The sequence below is a fragment of the Lacrimispora sp. genome, assembly GCF_032078915.1.
GTDB lineage: Bacteria > Bacillota > Clostridia > Lachnospirales > Lachnospiraceae > Lacrimispora.
The window spans coordinates 1-16,874 of the sequence record NZ_DAMAUN010000100.1 but is presented as its reverse complement, the minus strand read 5'-3'; the positions used below and the strand labels follow the sequence as shown (position 1 = coordinate 16,874).

Genomic DNA, 16,874 nt, shown 5'->3' with positions numbered 1-16,874 from the left:
AGAGCGCTTGATCGAAGCAAACCTACGCCTTGTAGTCAGCATAGCAAAGCGTTATACAGGACGAGGAATGAGTTTCCTTGATTTGGTTCAGGAAGGGAACTTAGGCCTTATTAAAGGCGTGGAAAAATTTGATTATACCAAAGGTTATAAATTAAGTACATATGCTACCTGGTGGATACGCCAGTCTGTAACCAGAGCCCTTGCAGACCAGGCCAGAACAATCCGTGTGCCTGTGCATATGGTGGAAACGATTAATAAGATGTCCAAGATGCAGAGAAAGCTGACTCTTGAGCTTGGATATGAGCCGTCTGTTTCAGAACTGGCGGAAGCTCTTGACATGACAGAGGATAAGGTTATGGAGATCATGCAGATCGCCAGAGAACCTGCATCCCTTGAAACTCCCATCGGTGAAGAAGATGATTCAAACCTGGGAGATTTCGTGGCTGATAATAATGTTGTGACTCCGGAAGGCAACGTAGAATCCGTTATGCTGAGAGAGCACATTGATGCTCTTCTTGGAGATTTAAAGGAGAGAGAGCGCCAGGTGATCGTACTCAGATTTGGATTAGAGGATGGCCATCCCCGTACTTTGGAAGAAGTTGGAAAAGAGTTTAATGTTACCCGGGAGCGTATCAGGCAGATAGAAGCGAAGGCTCTTAGAAAGCTTAGAAATCCTGTTCGCAGTAAAAGGATCAGGGATTTCCTATAGGAAACAAGAGGCGTTGCAGGCTACTGCAGACGCCTTTTTGTGCTTTTGAAAACAGCAGGGAAGGAGCTACCATGAACCAGAAGAGGAATTATCAGAAGGAATTGGATCAGGTCATTGCAGGATTAGAGGAACAGGGAAAAGTACCCAGGCTGCTTTTGCACAGCTGTTGTGCGCCGTGCAGCAGTTATGTGCTGGAATATTTATCCCGCTATTTTGAAATAACCGTGTATTTCTATAATCCCAATATAGATCAGCCGGTGGAGTACAAAAGACGGGTGAAAGAGCAGGAAAGGCTCATTGCATCTATGGATTTTAGTCATCCTGTGACTTTGGAAACAGGAGCTTATGAACCGGAAGAATTTCACCGGATTGTGAGAGGTCTTGAAAAGGAGCCGGAAGGCGGCGCCAGATGTTTTAAATGCTATGAACTGCGCCTCCAGGAGGCTGCAAAGGTTGCTCAGGCCGGGCGCTTTGATTATTTCACCACTACTCTGTCCATAAGCCCTTTAAAGAATGCGGAAAAGCTCAATGAGATCGGTGAGAAGCTTGCAAAGGAATATCGAGTCGCTTATCTTCCCTCTGATTTCAAGAAAAAAAACGGATTTAAGCGGTCTGTAGAGCTTTCTGAGAAATACGGTCTATATAGGCAGGATTACTGCGGCTGTATCTATTCCCAGAAAGAAAGGCAGGAGCTTTTGGAAATTTCTTAGACAGGAAAATGCTTTGTAAAATAAGTGAAAAGACATACTGGTTTGTCTTGACACAAATTGGATATTGTTATAAAATTAACTGCAAGGAGTATAAAAAATTGAGGATAAAGGAGAAAAAGATATGTTATCAAAAACACTGACCGTAGTAAATCCATCTGGACTTCATTTAAGACCAGCAGGGGTTCTTTCCCAGACAGCTATGAAATTTAAATCCGATGTAATCATCGAATATGGAGAGAAGAGAATTGTTGCTAAAAGCGTGTTAAACGTAATGGCAGCCGGAATTAAGTGCGGAACAGAGATCAAATTGATCTGTGAAGGCGAAGATGAGGCAGCAGCAATGAAAACCATGACGGAAGCAATTGAAAGCGGACTTGGAGAGATGTAATTCAGTTTTAATTTTATGAGAAAAGTTTGTATAAGCCCTGGGAAGAAATTCCCGGGGCTTTTTCTGCGTAAATAAGAGTGGGATTATGAGGGAAAGCAGTTTAAAAGTTTCAAATATGAAATGCAGACTTAACGATTGAAAGTGAAAACTTCATATAATTAGAAATTTGTTCCAGGTTCCTTAAAAGGACAGGGAATTGTGCTATATGGGGAGAAAAAATATAGATATGAATTGAAATTGTAAGAATATAATTTTTAAAACATATAAAAGTCAAATTATCTGAAAATTTAAGAATAAAATTCGTTTACAAGAAGAAAAAAATGTAGTATTATCAACTAAAAATTTACTGTTACACATTGGCACTCCAAAAGAGGAGGAAGCAGTCAAGAATGCCCTAAAACATGGACAAGAAAAAGGAACGCCCTCCGGGCATACCATTATGCCCGGGCAGCATGGGCTAGAGAGAGGAAAGGTAGAGATTATGGATAAAGGTTTACAATCCCCTAATAAAAAGGAGTTGCCGGGCCTATATGATCCCCGCTTTGAGCATGATAACTGCGGCATCGGAGCGGTTGCCAACATAAAAGGCGTAAAGACTCACAGGACGGTGGATCAGGCTCTCCATATCGTAGAGAATCTGGAACACCGTGCAGGAAAGGATGCGGAAGGAAAGACAGGAGACGGAGTTGGAATCATGCTTCAGATCTCCCATAAGTTTTTTAAAAAGGTAACAAAGCCTCTGGGCATGGAGCTTGGTGAGGAGAGGGAATATGGTGTCGGCATGTTTTTCTTTCCACAGGACGAGCTTGCCAGGAATCAAGCCAAAAAAATGTTTGAAATCATAGTAAAGAAAGAGGGGCTTGAATTTACAGGCTGGAGGGATGTGCCTATTCATCCGGAGCTGATCGGTGCTAATGCGGTGGACTGTATGCCCTGCATTGCCCAGGGCTTTGTAAAAAAGCCGGCCGATACGGCCAGAGGTTTGGAGTTTGACCGGAAACTTTATGTGTCAAGGCGGATCTTCGAACAGAGCAACGACAATACTTATGTGGTTTCCTTAAGCAGCAGGACCATTGTATATAAGGGCATGTTCCTGGTGAAGGAACTTAGAAAGTTTTTTCCGGACCTCCAGGATAAGGATTATGAATCTGCCATTGCAGTGGTTCATTCCCGGTTCAGTACCAATACAAATCCCAGCTGGATGAGAGCCCATCCCAACCGCCTTATTGTTCATAATGGCGAGATCAATACCATTCGCGGAAATGTGGATAAGATGATGGCCAGGGAAGAGAATATGGAGTCCGAGTATTTCCGGTATGACATGCATAAGGTTCTTCCTATCATTAACCAGGAAGGTTCCGATTCCGCCATGCTTGACAATGCGCTGGAATTTATGATGATGAGCGGAATGGATCTTCCCCTTTCTGTTATGGTGACCATTCCTGCACCATGGGAACATGATAAATCCATGCCTCAGGAAATCAAGGACTTTTACCGTTACTATGCAACCATGATGGAACCCTGGGATGGACCGGCTTCTATCGTGTTCAGTGACGGTGATCTGGTTGGGGCCGTACTGGACCGCAATGGCCTTCGGCCGTCCAGATACTACATTACCGATGAGGACCAGATGATCCTGGCTTCTGAGGTGGGCGCCATTGATATTGAGCAGAGCCATGTGGTGAGAAAAGAGCGCCTTCGTCCAGGCAAGATGCTGCTCATTGATACTGTTAAGGGATGCCTGGTCAGCGATGAGGAGCTGAAAGAATATTATGCGGCCCGCCAGCCTTATGGGGAATGGCTGGATTCCAATTTAATTGAGTTAAGAAAGCTGCCCATCCCCAATATAGGGGTTCCCGCCATGAATAGAGAGGAAAGGGCGAAGCTGCAGAAGACTTATGGTTATACCTATGAGGAATACAAAACCATGATCCTTCCCATGGCCTTAAACGGTGCGGAAGCAGTTTCCGCCATGGGAGCAGACAGTCCTCTTGCAGTATTAAGCAAAAAGCACCAGCCCCTGTTTAACTATTTCAAACAGCTCTTTGCCCAGGTTACCAATCCGCCCATTGACTCCATCCGTGAAGAGATCGTTACCTCGACTACGGTTTATGTGGGCGAGGAAGGAAATATCCTGGAGGAGACGGCGGAAAACTGCAAGATACTGAAGGTCAATAATCCCATTCTTACCTGTACGGACCTGCTGAAGATTAAAAACATGAAGAAGCCTGGCTTTAAGGTAGAAATGATTCCCATTACCTACTATAAAAATACTTCCCTGGAAAAAGCAATTGACAGGCTGTTTCTGGAGGTAGACCGGGCGCACCATGACGGCGCGAATATTATCATCTTGTCTGACCGGGATATTGACGAAAACCATTTGCCGATCCCTTCCCTGCTTGCGGTATCGGCTTTGCAGCAGCATCTGGTTAAGACTAAGAAGAGGACTTCTGTGGCGCTTATACTGGAAAGCGGAGAGCCAAGAGAAGTACATCACTTTGCGACCCTGCTGGGATATGGAGCCTGTGCCATTAATCCCTACTTAGCCCAGGAATCCATCCGTTCCCTCATTGAAAAGGGCATGCTGGATAAAGATTATTATGCAGCCGTAGAAGATTACAATGCGGCAGTTCTTCACGGCATCGTAAAGATTGCTTCCAAGATGGGGATTTCTACCATACAGTCCTACCAGGGAGCCCAGATTTTTGAGGCGATCGGCATTTCAAAGAAAGTGATTGACAAATATTTTACAGATACGGTGAGCAGAGTGGGAGGAATCACCCTGGATGACATAGCCAATGATGTGGATGTCCTTCACTCAGCTGCCTTTGATCCCCTTGGTCTTGACGTGGATTTAACCCTGGACAGTGTGGGAAGCCATAAGGAGAGGGCAGGGCAAGAGGAACATTTATACAATCCTCTTACCATTCATCTCTTACAGGAAGCGGCCAGGACCGGAAGCTACGAGACTTTCAAAGAATATACCCATGCCCTGACGGAAGAGGGGCAGACGGTTAATTTAAGAAGCCTTTTGGACTTTGATTATTCAAAGACAAAGGAAATACCTTTGGAAGAGGTGGAAAGCGAAGAATCCATTGTTAAGCGGTTTAAAACGGGGGCCATGTCCTACGGATCCATTTCCCAGGAAGCCCATGAGACCCTGGCGATTGCCATGAACAGGATTCATGGAAAATCCAACAGCGGCGAGGGAGGCGAAAGCCTGGAGCGTCTGACCGTAGGTCCGGACGGTATAAACCGTTGTTCTGCAATCAAGCAGGTGGCTTCCGGGCGCTTTGGCGTAACCTCAAGGTATCTGGTCAGCGCCAGAGAAATCCAGATTAAAATGGCTCAGGGAGCGAAGCCGGGAGAAGGAGGTCAGCTTCCAGGCGGAAAGGTATATCCATGGGTTGCCAAAACCAGGCATTCCACGACAGGAGTAGGACTTATTTCCCCGCCGCCTCACCATGATATTTATTCCATTGAGGATCTGGCCCAGCTGATTTATGACTTGAAAAATTCCAATACCAATGCCAGGATTTCTGTCAAACTGGTTTCAGAGGCAGGTGTGGGCACGGTAGCCGCTGGTGTTGCAAAGGCCGGCGCACAGGTAATCCTCGTTTCCGCCTTTGACGGCGGAACCGGTGCGGCTCCAAGAAACTCCATTTATAATGCAGGGCTTCCATGGGAGCTTGGCGTAGCGGAGGCCCATCAGACCCTGATCATGAATGGGTTAAGGGATAAGGTGATCCTGGAGACAGACGGGAAGCTGATGACTGGGCGGGATGTTGCCATTGCCTGTGCCCTTGGAGCTGAGGAGTTCGGCTTTGCTACAGCCCCTCTTGTGACCATGGGATGTGTCATGATGAGAGTCTGTAATCTGGATACTTGTCCGGTGGGCATTGCTACCCAGAATCCGGAGCTGAGAAAGCGCTTTAAAGGAAAACCGGAGCACGTAATCAACTTCATGAATTTTATTGCCAAAGAGCTTCGGGAATATATGGCAAAGCTTGGTATCCGCACCGTAGATGAACTTGTGGGAAGGACGGATCTGCTAAAGAAGAAAGCAAGTATTCCTTCTGAAAGAGCGGGAAAGGTGGATTTTTCCGCTATTTTGGGAAATTCCTATGCAGGGCAGAAGCTTTTAGGATACGATAAGAAACAGGTGTATGATTTTGAACTGGAGAAAACCATAGATGAGAAGATCATCCTTAAGAAATTAAGAGATGCCCTGCGGGCCGGTCAGAAAAAGAGCCTTCATATCGATATCTCCAATACGGATCGGGCCTTGGGTACCATATTTGGCTCGGAGATCACCAGACTTTATCCGGAAGGGCTTTTGGAGGATACCTTTACCATCAACTGTACGGGCAGCGGCGGCCAGAGCTTTGGAGCCTTTATTCCAAAAGGCCTTACTCTGGAGCTGGTGGGCGACAGCAACGATTATTTTGGAAAGGGCCTTTCCGGCGGCAAGCTGGTAGTTTATCCGCCTCAGGGTGTTAAATTTAAGGCTGAGGATAACATTGTCATCGGAAATGTGGCTTTATACGGCGCTACCAGTGGAAAGGCATTCATCTGCGGGATCGCAGGCGAACGTTTCTGTGTCCGGAACTCTGGTGCGACCGCTGTTGTGGAAGGTGTGGGAGACCATGGCTGTGAATACATGACAGGCGGGCGCGTGGTGGTGCTGGGTCACACCGGCAAGAATTTCGCTGCAGGAATGAGCGGCGGCATCGCCTATGTTCTGGATGAAAAGAGAGATTTATATAAGAGGCTTAATAAGGAAATGGTTTCCTTTGAAGAGGTCACCAATAAATACGATGTTCTTGAATTAAAAGACATGATCAAAGAACATGTGGCTTACACCAATTCCGCAAAAGGAAAAGAGATTCTTGACAATTTCGGAGAGTATCTTCCTAAGTTTAAGAAGGTCATGCCTCATGATTACAGACGCATGCTGAATACCATCGTTCAGATGGAGGAAAAAGGGTTAAGCAGCGAACAGGCACAGATTGAGGCATTTTATGCCAACACGAAGAAGTAAGGAGGAGCTGATCATGGGAAAGCCAACAGGATTTTTAGAATACAGCAGAAAAACAGGAAAAGCGGTAGACCCCAAGGCTCGTATTAAGAATTATAACGAGTTTCACCTGCCTCTTTCTGAAAAAGAACAAAAATGCCAGGGCGCGCGCTGCATGGACTGCGGCGTCCCCTTCTGCCAGTCCGGCGTGATCTTAAAGGGCATGGTTTCCGGCTGCCCCCTTAACAACCTGATCCCGGAATGGAATGAGCTTGTATACACCGGGACATGGCAGCAGGCCTACAACAGGCTGAAAAAAACCAATAGTTTTCCGGAATTTACCGCCAGGGTGTGCCCGGCTCCCTGTGAAGCCGCATGTACCTGCGGGTTAAATGGAGACCCGGTGAGCATAAAGGAAAATGAATATGCCATCATTGAACGCGCTTATGAAAGCGGCATAGCAGGTCCGATACCGCCAAAGATCCGCACCGGGAAAAAAGTAGCCGTCATCGGTTCCGGCCCCGCAGGTCTGGCAGCAGCAGACCAGCTGAACAAACGGGGGCACAGTGTTACCGTATTGGAAAGAGAAGATCGCATAGGTGGTCTGCTCATGTATGGGATTCCCAACATGAAGCTGGAAAAGCATGTGATAGACCGGAAGGTGGAGATCATGAAGCAGGAAGGAGTGACGTTCCTGACAGGCACCGATATTGGAAAAACCCAGAAGGCCAAAGATCTGTTAAAGGAATATGACCGCATCATCCTGGCCTGTGGGGCTTCCAATCCAAGGGATCTAAAGGTTCCGGGAAGAGATGGGCAAGGAATTTATTTTGCAGTGGATTTCTTAAAGTCCACAACAAAAAGCCTGCTGAATTCCAACTTACAGGATAACAGCCATATTTCCTCAAAGGGAAAGCATGTCATCGTCATCGGCGGCGGTGACACCGGAAACGACTGTGTGGGAACGGCTATCCGCCATGGATGTGCTTCCGTCACCCAGCTTGAGATGATGCCAAAGCTCCCTGAAAAAAGAACCCCTGATAATAGCTGGCCTGAATGGCCGAAAGTGCTCAAAACTGATTACGGCCAGGAAGAATCCATTACCGTATTCGGAAAGGATCCCAGGGTCTATCAGACAACGGTAAAAGAGTTTATCAAAGATAAGTCCGGCAAAGTCGTGAAAGCCGTGCTCATGGGACTGGAGCCTAAAACAGATGAAAAGACCGGCCGCATGAACATGGAACCAGTAGCCGGCAGTGAAAGAGAAGTTCCGGCCGATATTGTTTTAATTGCGGCAGGATTTCTAGGCGCTCAGACTTATGTTGCCGATGCTTTTGGTGTGAAATTAAACAGCAGAAGTAATGTGGAGACAGAAGTCGGGAAATATAAGACGAATGTAGATAAAGTGTTTGCAGCCGGTGATATGCGCCGGGGACAATCGCTGGTAGTCTGGGCGATCAGAGAAGGCCGGGAAGTGGCCAAGGAAGTTGATAAGAGTTTAATGGGGTATTCCAACCTGGCATAGGTGGAAGGGATCCCTCAATAAAAAAGAATGAAGCTTTTGCATAATAGCTGAGGGATCAGTTGTATAGCAAAGGCTTCTTTTTTACTTTAAAGGCACTAAATATATACTGGAAATTTTGGATTAATAAATCAGGTTTTATTTCACTTTTGCAAAAGTCATCTTCGTAAAATTACATATAAACCGTCAATAATTACATGGTTGGGGGAGTTTTTCAAAAATGTAGTATATTGAAAGATAATAAAGTTAGTTGAGCGTTTTTTGCCTTTAAATGAAGATCCTAATCCTCCAGCTATGTAGCAACAATACTATTGGGGGTGCAGCCCAAACGTTCCGGGTCGTCATTAAAAAGAAGAAGGTCAAGATTGCGCAGATCGCTTTGGAAGGCGGATGCAGCGTGTAAACATGCAGGGGCTGCCGAAAAGGTGGCCCCTTTTTATAAGGAAAGATGAGGAACAAAGTTGTGACGGAGTATATTACATGTAGTGAATTAAAAATCAAATGCAACATCAAGATAAGTCGGTTACGGCATCTTTCTATCAGGGAAAGCATTGGTACCCATGCCATGGCCGAGATCACGGCAGATATAGAGCCGGGGAGCCTGGATCTATCCTGCGAGGAGCTTAATAACCAGCCTCTCATGATTTGTTCTGTAAAGGATCTGAAAGAACTCCTGATTTTTTCCGGAGTAATCGGTAAGATCCGCATAGAGAAAGAATCAGCCTATGACCTCTTGTACCTTTCGGCCTATTCCTTATCCTGGCTTATGGATCTGGAAAGGAAAAACAGATCGTTCCAGGACTGTAATGAGTCGGTTTTAGGATTGATCCAAAAGATTGTCCGGGAGAATTCTTTCAATTTGTTATGTTCTGCGGAAGATAAAGCCGTCACGAACCCTTTTATCCAGTATGAGGAAACAGACTGGGAATTTCTCCTGAGGCTGTCAACTCACGTGCACGCCCCATTCATTGCAGCATGTGATTATAAAGGCAGGGGAATATATCTGGGTTTCCAGGAAAACAGGGTCCCCTTGGAATTAAGTGTAACAGGTGAAAGATGGTGTATGGACTCAGAATGTAAAAAATCAATAAATTGGAGGACCAGAGAAGCCGCTTATTATGAAGTGGACACTGTCCAGATCCTTCATCTGGGCCAATGTGTCAGTTACAGGGATGAAATCCTGTGGCCGTATCATGTAAGACTGAATCTGCAGAATGGACATTTTCGATGTACCTGCAAGCTGGCGGGGAAGAACCATAATATGTTTCCAACTATATATAATCCTCATATAAAAGGCATCTCGCTGGCCGGTACAGTACTGGAGCGGAAAGAAGAGGCAATCAGGATCCACCTGGATATTGATGAAGAACAGGATGCTGGCATGGCTTATCTTTACCCCTGGTTCCCGGAGAATGGGAACATGGCATACTGCATGCCGGAAACCGGAAGCAGAGTCCGCCTCCTGATTCCAGGGGAGGATGAACGGAAGGCGGTTGGGATCCACTGCGTGCGGCAGAACGGGCAGGTGTGTGAGGAGATGCAGAATCCGGATAACCGCTGGTTTACCACTGTTTCGGAGAAAAAAATGGCACTCAAGCCGTCTGATATTGAATTATCCGCTGATGGCGGACAATCAGGGATTTCCATACAGGACGGTATCGGGGACATCATCCGCAGCGGCGGGGAGGTGCTGATTCAGGCAAAAGGAAAGGTAGCCATGCATGGTGCCAGGATTGAGCTGAGAGCACCCACTGAGATCACGGCTATTAAAAGGCAGCTGGGAAGTCCGGCCGTGGTAAACATCTGCCATAACCTGGATGCCATGGGAGAGTACAGCTCATTTAATAACTTAAATGAATTAAAGGCGGACATTCCAGCCATAGGACCCGGTTTCCGAAAAGGAAATCAGGTAAAAGCAGATAATCTGGAAGAGGAAAGAAGGAAGAAAGAAAAAGAAAAACTGCAGCTAAAGTTAAAGAAATTGTCAGAGGAGGATAAAGAAGGTACCTATGAGTTTGGATCGTCGATTCTTAATATAATCTCCTCTATACCGCAAAGCATAGAGCAGGACAGACTGTCTCAGATTGCTGTGGGATTCCGCCCTATTGCAGGAAGAATGAAAGGGGAATGAACATGTCATATTCCGTTATAAATGGAGCAGTGAGAAAAAGCCCGCTGATAGATAAAATGAACCAGTTGCCTGTTGGACAGGTTAAAAGCAGAGTGCCGGAGCAGATGGAACAGCTGGTATCAGGACACAGTGAAATGATCTATCAGCCTGTCCAACTTTCGTTTGACAGGTGCAGGGAGGAAGTAAAGAGACAACTGGGCGTATCAAATAAGGAAATGGAGGGTATAGATGGGTAACGCTGAAGAAAAAACCCTCCTGTTTGACGGCCGGCTGGCGGCAGGCATTCCGGATTCATTCCAAGCGATGGAAAGCGGCAGAGCGGAATTAATGTACCCTTATGTAGATAGGCCACAGATTATTTTAGAGGATGCAGATACTCGCAGATTTTGTACTTTTTCCCTTTTGAAAGGGCAGAAGCTGGTTGGGATACAGGTGGAGTATGTGATTCAATCCATTACTAAGGCTATAGTCAGCCTTTATCCCTCCTGCCTGTTAAGCGAACCGCAGCTTGTAGAAAAAGAGGAGGGAATCTGCGGCTGGTATTCCTTCCGGACATCCGGTAGGGAAAGAGACCTTCAGAACTTCATGTATATCTTTCCGGTAGATGGCTGCATGATGCTTGGCACCATGGGATGTTTTATGGAGGATGAGGAAGGAAAGAGACAACTGATTCAGATAATAGAGTCACTGGAGGTTTGTCCAAAGGCACCTGTCTTTGCGAAGAGCAGTCATGGGACGCTTTACAAGACCAGAAACCAACAAGGAGGGATCACATGAAAAAAGGGAACTATGTGGATGAAAAGCTTATCCGTTTACAAGATTTTTACCAGAGGAGGACAAGTTCCTATGATCTGATGACAGATGAAGTTCCCATCCGCGGGAAAATGGTGCGGTTTGCCCCGTTTCCATTATTTGAAGGAAAGGTAAACGCGTTGATTCCAGAGGATTTTGTGGAAATGCCGGAGAAGATTGCAATGGCCAGATACATATGCAGTTACCGTCCGCCGATACTGCTGACCAGTGCAGGGTATGATGAGAATTTTGGCTTCCATCTGCTAAGGCGGGAGGAGATTCGGGAGCACGGTAACCTGGACGGGCTTATATGTCAGATGCAGGATACGGTCCGGCTACATGCACCTGAGACTGTATTCTATGGTAAGGGGAACATCTGCCCGAAGGGGGCGGAAGGCAAGTGGTTTGAATACAAGAATTTCACACTGGATGATGAGACATATAACCTGCAGTTTCTGATTAGTTCAGACATATATTTGCTGGCGGGGACATTCAACTGTAGGATGTGTTTTTATGATGAATGGAAAGAGCCGGTGTTAAATTCGCTGGAGTATATAGGAATCGGATGGAAGGTGGAACGGACAAATGAAGGCTGATAAGATAGATATTTCTCATTTTGATTTTCTGACGTTGGAAAGCCTGGAGATAGACCGGGCGATAGGGGAACACGCAACAGCCTCTGTCAGCGGTTATATCCGTGATGAGGATGTGGAAGATTACAGATGGAAGTTATTGGAACATATATGGGTGGCAATCACTGCAGTGGCTGAAGGAGGGGAGAGAAGGAATCTAATGACAGGGATAATCGCCGGTTTTTCTTTAGAACCTCAACCTCATGCCACCCGGCTTACCCTGATACTGAAAAGCGGGACCTACCTTATGGAGGCCGCAGTCCGCTTCCGATCCTTTCAAAATACCGGCATGAATTATCTGGATGTGCTGAATGCCATAAACCAGACCTATGGGGAAGCCGGGGTAAAGGAGGAAGGAGGACTGGAGGCGACGCCGATAGACTTCTTATTGCAGTATAAAGAAACTGACTGGGAGTTCATCAAACGGATTGCCAGCCGCTTCGGCCTGGTTGTTACACCCGCAATTGCCAGGGAGGGAGTCTTTTACTATGTAGGAAACGCTAATTATTACACCTACCAAATACCTACGACCACAAGTTGCGGCATCAGTAAGCATGTGGACAGTTTCATGACACAGGGAGCAAATGACCTAGGTTCTCTCATGGAACAGGATTACCTGGAATACCATATCCGGTCAAGGGATATCTATGACCTGTGGGACAGGCTTATGCTCGGGAACCAAGGCGGATATGCCTGCAGGATCCGCAGTGAATTCCGGCATGGAGAGCTGATGAACACCTATACCCTGCGGCCTCTAAATGGGCTGGGAATAATGCAGATGTCCAATAAATTCCAGTCAGGCTGCTCCTTCCTGGCAACCGTGAAGGAAGTGATGCGTGACATGGTAAGGATAGAACTGACAGGGGATGAAAATTACGGGCAGGAGATTACCAGATGGTTTCCTTATTCCACTGGATATTCCTCGCCGGATGGATCGGGATGGTATTGCATGCCGGAACCCGGAGACAGGGTCCGCCTGCAGATTCCGGATCAGATAGAGGAACATGGGTATGTTATCAGTTCCGTACATATGGAGACTGGGAATGACAGGAAGAACCCGGATCATAAATCTTTTAAGACAAAATATGGGAAGGAACTGCTGTTTACTCCAGACAGTCTGGAACTGACGAACAACCAGGGGATGTCCATCAGAATAAAGGATGGGGAGGGGATACAGATCATAAGCAATAGGGATATATCCATCACCTCAGGGGGGAATATGACTCTCTCCAGCGAGGATGCCTCGCTTGTCATAGCCGGGACGGAACGTGTGGATATCAGACAGGGCGGGGCCGGACTTCAGATAGATAAGGATATCACTTTTACCGGCGGAAAGTTCAGGATACAATGAAAAAACGTAAAAATGAATTTATGAAAGCAATGGAGCAGATCATTCCGGAACAGTTCTCGAAAAGCAGCAGGCGTATAGTCCTGTTCTGTGAAGAAAACAGCAGAGAAACGGTACATGCATTCGTAGAAGCGTTCAGATTGGCGACGGAACAGGCCGTGATTCTTCAGGACAGGAAGGAGAAGGGAAAATTGGGCTACATCCTTTTTTCTCATCTGTACAGCAGTATATTTTTAAAACGATATCTTATCCGGATAGACTTTATGGACCAGAATTTTTACGGTGATACCGCTCAGTCAGTGTCTTACTGGGATGCCAGATGCATATATCATCTGTTCGAGGAGGATGTGGAAGCCATCAGGTTAGAGTTAGGGAGACATATTCCCAGAATCCGTGAATACGAGACGGATTATATCCGCTATGCCTATGTTCCTTATTACCATCGACTGACCAAGTCGTTCATACAGGCAATACTTGAGGAGGCGCTGCCGGAGAAATGCTTCCTGCCAGAGCGAGCCAGACTGGGAAGCCGTGTGAGGATTCTGTTTGGAGAGTACATGGGAGATGCGGATGTGCTCTTTACCCTGGGAGAGGAGAAAGTAGCAGATGAGATATTTTAGAATATATGCGAATGACAGGAATCCCCAACCACGTTTCCTGAACTGGTATACCAAGATAAGACCGGGCAGACCAGATCACCAGGTGTATGAGGACTTGTCCAGGCAAAATCATTTCCAGGTGGAATTTAACGGGGAGATCCCGTTCCTGGATATCATCTGCCACCCCTGTTTTATGGTTTCCAAGGAGTTTGCAGCCCTCATCCGTCTATACAGCCCGGAAGTCCGGTTTAAATATGCTACCTTATTCGATAAGGATAACAAGCGGACTGCTTACTACCAGATTCCTGATTTACCGGAGTTGGATTGCCTGGATGTGAGAAGTGAGCTGAATAGAGAACAAAGTGAGATCATAACCGGAATCCTGAAGGAAGAGAAGATACAGCTGTGTCCTATTTTCAGGCTAGGTGGGGTAAAGGGACGATACATAGTGGGAAACTTAAATTTCGTGGAGAGCGTTTATCGGAGGGAAGTGACGGGTATGAGGATCGAGGAATTTATGGTAGAATGAGAGGAGGAAGCGCATGAATTGGTTTTCCTGGCTGTTTGGGAAAGAGGAAGGGCCGCCGGAGCCCTTAGTATTAGGGGCAAAGTTACGCTGCCCGTATGGTTCTCATGACGGCTATTTATATGTAGACTCAGAGGATATAGAAGTCAATAACCTGCCGAAAGCATGTGTGGACGACTGTAAGGCATTATATAATATTCAGCCGTTAGGGGATTGCTATGCAGGAGGGTCCTGTGAGGCCTTAATGGACTTGGCTGAAAAATGGGAAAACCCGGAGCCACAAGGTGAAAAGATAAATGGGAAGGAAATCATAACGACGAAATCACTTCTTTCATGTAGAGTTTCCGGGATGGAATTAAAAATCATCAATTCAGGGCAGGATGGGATCTTTGCAAAGCAGATCCTATTAATCAGGGAGATGGATAAGAAATACCCGGGACTGCGTGAAATACTGGACAATCCATATGGAAGCCTGTATCTGAATAAAGGGAAGTATGAAATGGCGATTCGGTTCATAGAGGATCGAATGAAGAAAAATGAGGGAGAGATAGAGCTTTTTACACTGTATGGTAAAAATAACCTGGAGGGGGAGTATATTAAGGGAGCGCTGGGGCGTCTGATGCCGTACTGCGATACGGGAGCGCTGGAGAATTTAGTAAATGGGATAGAAACCTCGGGATGTAAGAATGGAATGGATGCTGCCACGGGCTGGGATGCGCATGTAATAAATGCAGAAATGATAAGGCTGTTAAGGAAGGATTGCAAAGAAACAGCGGAGAGGATAGAGACAAAGCCATTTTATAGATGGCAGGAAGAAAACAAGCTGTTTTTGAGCGTGGCAGCGGAAGGAGTAACAAATTTTGCATATGGAGCACTACTGTATTATAGTGCGGTTGCTGGAGCGGGAAATAACCAGAGCAGGGGGAATAAACCTGTGGCTGAGGAGGTGGATAAGGGGGGATCAGGCACTAAGGGTTCGGGTAAGACAACAGCGAAGGATTGGGTAGGTAAAACCTCTGATTTGGCAAAACAATCCCCAATTGAAATGCCTGATAATGCAACTGTAAAAATACAAAACAAGGCAGGAGGTTATGATCAGATTACTTATCAATGGTCTGATGGTACGCATACTTATAAAGCTCGTTGGCATACTCCAACCCCGAATGCTCCAGGGGGTTCTGGCAACTCATGGGTAGTGGAACAAGTTACGCCAGGTACCCCAACAGGGCAATTAAGAGTAGAAAAAATATATACACCTGGAGCGAATGGAGACTGGACACCTATGTGGCAGTGGAAAGACGCTGTAGATGCGTATAATAAAGGGACAATGAGTAGTTTACAAAGTGAGATAATGAAAGCGGGACATATTCCTGCTCCTTAAAAAGGGAGATGGTTATCATGAAAATAATAAATGATTTTTACAAAGGATATGAAGGGGAAAATGAAATAAGATTTATAAAAGAATATAAAAATGATGTCGAAGTGTTAAGTGCTTGGGACGGTTATTTTAACGATATCATGGAGCAATTCAAACCAACAGAGAAGGGATGGGAGGGTTTGGCGTACTATTATCATCTACATATTGGCTGGTATGAAAATAGTCCGTGGGAAATTCTCGATCTTGAAAGTGTACTACAACAGTTTCAAAGTGTAGAACAAACCATGCTAAGGTTTGAAAAATCTTCAGAAGTATTATCTGCAATTTGTCGTTTTATTTTGAACGCGATTATGGAAAATGCTAGATTATATATATCTGAAGAATAAGTAAGAGAGTTATAAGTTTTGTGCAAACTTTAAAACCTGTTATAAAATATGCTGATATAAGGACAGAACTGTCTTTTCAAGGTTCTGTCCTTGTTTATGTCAGAGCGGCGTCTCTTTTGAGATGCGAATTTAAAGAGAATTGAATAATTTTCCTAGCCGTATACCGTCAATAAAGCCATGTCGGTAGAGGAAGGCTTCTTCAAAAGCTAACTGTTCGGCCATGTAGTTGATGTATTGGGATAATATCTGACTGTCTGACATTGGTAGGCTTTGTATGAGGGCTTCGGCTTGGGAAATCAGCCTTAGTTCTTTTTGTTTTTCTTCTGCCGATTTTTGCTGTGTTGCAAGTAATGCAGAAATGCGTTCTAAAACAATCATATCGAGTAATTCCTGTTCGGTCATAAAATTTCACCTCCTTTTGACAACATACATTACTGGAACAGTTGCAGGAAGTCGATACCAGAAATCACTAATAATAAGTCTCAAAAACAGCAGAAATAAACAATAGGTATGATCGGTGGATGTTCAAGAGCACCTTAAAAACACCTTAATAGCGTAATTTATTGGTGGCTACAGCACCCTTGACAGCACAAAAGCCGATTTACAGCACCGTACGCTATCCTTGAAAACGCCCGCATTGCGGGCGTTTATGAGCGGAAGGGGCCCGTTTAGGGCACCTTCCTTTAACCTGCATCATTTTCGACCCCATGGTTCACCCTTGTTTTAAGGCAAAAAA

The 16,874-nt window shown here is 45.7% G+C and carries 15 protein-coding genes; 14 read left to right on the top strand and 1 reads right to left on the bottom strand.

Annotation, left to right across the window (positions count from 1 at the left end; all coding sequences use genetic code 11):
* The 14 genes from rpoD to RT269_RS25720 form a co-directional block, all read left to right on the top strand.
* On the top strand, positions 1 to 709 hold a 709-nt coding region (rpoD, locus tag RT269_RS25785; RefSeq protein WP_313186961.1), incomplete at its 5' end, for an RNA polymerase sigma factor RpoD.
* A gap of 71 nt (positions 710 to 780) precedes the next feature.
* Positions 781 to 1,419, top strand: coding sequence for an epoxyqueuosine reductase QueH (locus RT269_RS25780; RefSeq protein ID WP_313186959.1), 639 nt, complete (start codon positions 781 to 783; stop codon positions 1,417 to 1,419).
* A gap of 121 nt (positions 1,420 to 1,540) precedes the next feature.
* Positions 1,541 to 1,807, top strand: a complete 267-nt coding sequence (locus RT269_RS25775) for an HPr family phosphocarrier protein (RefSeq protein WP_025233660.1) — start codon at positions 1,541 to 1,543, stop codon at positions 1,805 to 1,807.
* A gap of 481 nt (positions 1,808 to 2,288) precedes the next feature.
* The gene (gene gltB / locus RT269_RS25770) at positions 2,289 to 6,848 is read left to right on the top strand and encodes a glutamate synthase large subunit (RefSeq protein ID WP_313186958.1); all 4,560 of its coding nucleotides are present in this window, start codon (positions 2,289 to 2,291) and stop codon (positions 6,846 to 6,848) included.
* A gap of 13 nt (positions 6,849 to 6,861) precedes the next feature.
* Positions 6,862 to 8,349, top strand: a complete 1,488-nt coding sequence (locus RT269_RS25765) for a glutamate synthase subunit beta (protein ID WP_313186956.1) — start codon at positions 6,862 to 6,864, stop codon at positions 8,347 to 8,349.
* 460 nt (positions 8,350 to 8,809) lie between these two features.
* Positions 8,810 to 10,477, top strand: a complete 1,668-nt coding sequence (locus RT269_RS25760) for a hypothetical protein (RefSeq protein ID WP_313186954.1) — start codon at positions 8,810 to 8,812, stop codon at positions 10,475 to 10,477.
* Positions 10,478 to 10,479: 2 nt separating this feature from the next.
* Complete coding sequence (locus tag RT269_RS25755) at positions 10,480 to 10,713, top strand: hypothetical protein (protein ID WP_313186952.1); 234 nt, start codon at positions 10,480 to 10,482, stop codon at positions 10,711 to 10,713.
* On the top strand, positions 10,706 to 11,254 hold the full coding sequence (locus RT269_RS25750; protein WP_313186951.1) for a hypothetical protein: 549 nt from the start codon (positions 10,706 to 10,708) through the stop codon (positions 11,252 to 11,254). Before RT269_RS25755 ends, RT269_RS25750 begins: the two co-directional genes overlap by 8 nt.
* Positions 11,251 to 11,865 (top strand): hypothetical protein, encoded by a 615-nt coding sequence (locus RT269_RS25745; protein ID WP_313186949.1) that lies wholly within the window; start codon positions 11,251 to 11,253, stop codon positions 11,863 to 11,865. Before RT269_RS25750 ends, RT269_RS25745 begins: the two co-directional genes overlap by 4 nt.
* Positions 11,855 to 13,252, top strand: coding sequence for a contractile injection system protein, VgrG/Pvc8 family (locus RT269_RS25740; RefSeq protein ID WP_313186947.1), 1,398 nt, complete (start codon positions 11,855 to 11,857; stop codon positions 13,250 to 13,252). Before RT269_RS25745 ends, RT269_RS25740 begins: the two co-directional genes overlap by 11 nt.
* Positions 13,249 to 13,869 (top strand): hypothetical protein, encoded by a 621-nt coding sequence (locus RT269_RS25735; RefSeq protein ID WP_313186946.1) that lies wholly within the window; start codon positions 13,249 to 13,251, stop codon positions 13,867 to 13,869. The genes RT269_RS25740 and RT269_RS25735 overlap by 4 nt, the downstream gene beginning before the upstream one ends.
* Positions 13,856 to 14,377, top strand: a complete 522-nt coding sequence (locus RT269_RS25730; RefSeq protein WP_313186944.1) for a hypothetical protein — start codon at positions 13,856 to 13,858, stop codon at positions 14,375 to 14,377. Before RT269_RS25735 ends, RT269_RS25730 begins: the two co-directional genes overlap by 14 nt.
* Before the next feature lie 13 nt (positions 14,378 to 14,390).
* A complete protein-coding gene (locus RT269_RS25725; RefSeq protein ID WP_313186943.1) occupies positions 14,391 to 15,755 on the top strand; it encodes a PAAR-like protein in 1,365 nt (454 codons plus the stop codon).
* A gap of 17 nt (positions 15,756 to 15,772) precedes the next feature.
* Complete coding sequence (locus tag RT269_RS25720; RefSeq protein WP_313186941.1) at positions 15,773 to 16,138, top strand: hypothetical protein; 366 nt, start codon at positions 15,773 to 15,775, stop codon at positions 16,136 to 16,138.
* Between the two features lie 129 nt (positions 16,139 to 16,267).
* Here the strand turns inward: RT269_RS25720 and RT269_RS25715 are convergent, their stop codons facing one another.
* On the bottom strand, positions 16,268 to 16,540 hold the full coding sequence (locus RT269_RS25715; RefSeq protein WP_313186940.1) for a hypothetical protein: 273 nt from the start codon (positions 16,538 to 16,540) through the stop codon (positions 16,268 to 16,270).
* Between the last annotated feature and the right edge of the window lie 334 nt (positions 16,541 to 16,874).

Bases quoted from the DNA above. Each gene is read 5' to 3' on its own strand.
- RT269_RS25780 (WP_313186959.1), top strand. From the start codon at position 781: ATGAACCAGAAGAGGAATTATCAGAAGGAATTGGATCAGGTCATTGCA.
- RT269_RS25775 (WP_025233660.1), top strand. From the start codon at position 1,541: ATGTTATCAAAAACACTGACCGTAGTAAATCCATCTGGACTTCATTTA.
- gltB (WP_313186958.1), top strand. From the start codon at position 2,289: ATGGATAAAGGTTTACAATCCCCTAATAAAAAGGAGTTGCCGGGCCTA.
- RT269_RS25765 (WP_313186956.1), top strand. From the start codon at position 6,862: ATGGGAAAGCCAACAGGATTTTTAGAATACAGCAGAAAAACAGGAAAA.
- RT269_RS25755 (WP_313186952.1), top strand. From the start codon at position 10,480: ATGTCATATTCCGTTATAAATGGAGCAGTGAGAAAAAGCCCGCTGATA.
- RT269_RS25750 (WP_313186951.1), top strand. From the start codon at position 10,706: ATGGGTAACGCTGAAGAAAAAACCCTCCTGTTTGACGGCCGGCTGGCG.
- RT269_RS25745 (WP_313186949.1), top strand. From the start codon at position 11,251: ATGAAAAAAGGGAACTATGTGGATGAAAAGCTTATCCGTTTACAAGAT.
- RT269_RS25740 (WP_313186947.1), top strand. From the start codon at position 11,855: ATGAAGGCTGATAAGATAGATATTTCTCATTTTGATTTTCTGACGTTG.
- RT269_RS25735 (WP_313186946.1), top strand. From the start codon at position 13,249: ATGAAAAAACGTAAAAATGAATTTATGAAAGCAATGGAGCAGATCATT.
- RT269_RS25730 (WP_313186944.1), top strand. From the start codon at position 13,856: ATGAGATATTTTAGAATATATGCGAATGACAGGAATCCCCAACCACGT.
- RT269_RS25725 (WP_313186943.1), top strand. From the start codon at position 14,391: ATGAATTGGTTTTCCTGGCTGTTTGGGAAAGAGGAAGGGCCGCCGGAG.
- RT269_RS25720 (WP_313186941.1), top strand. From the start codon at position 15,773: ATGAAAATAATAAATGATTTTTACAAAGGATATGAAGGGGAAAATGAA.
- RT269_RS25715 (WP_313186940.1), bottom strand. From the start codon at position 16,540: ATGACCGAACAGGAATTACTCGATATGATTGTTTTAGAACGCATTTCT.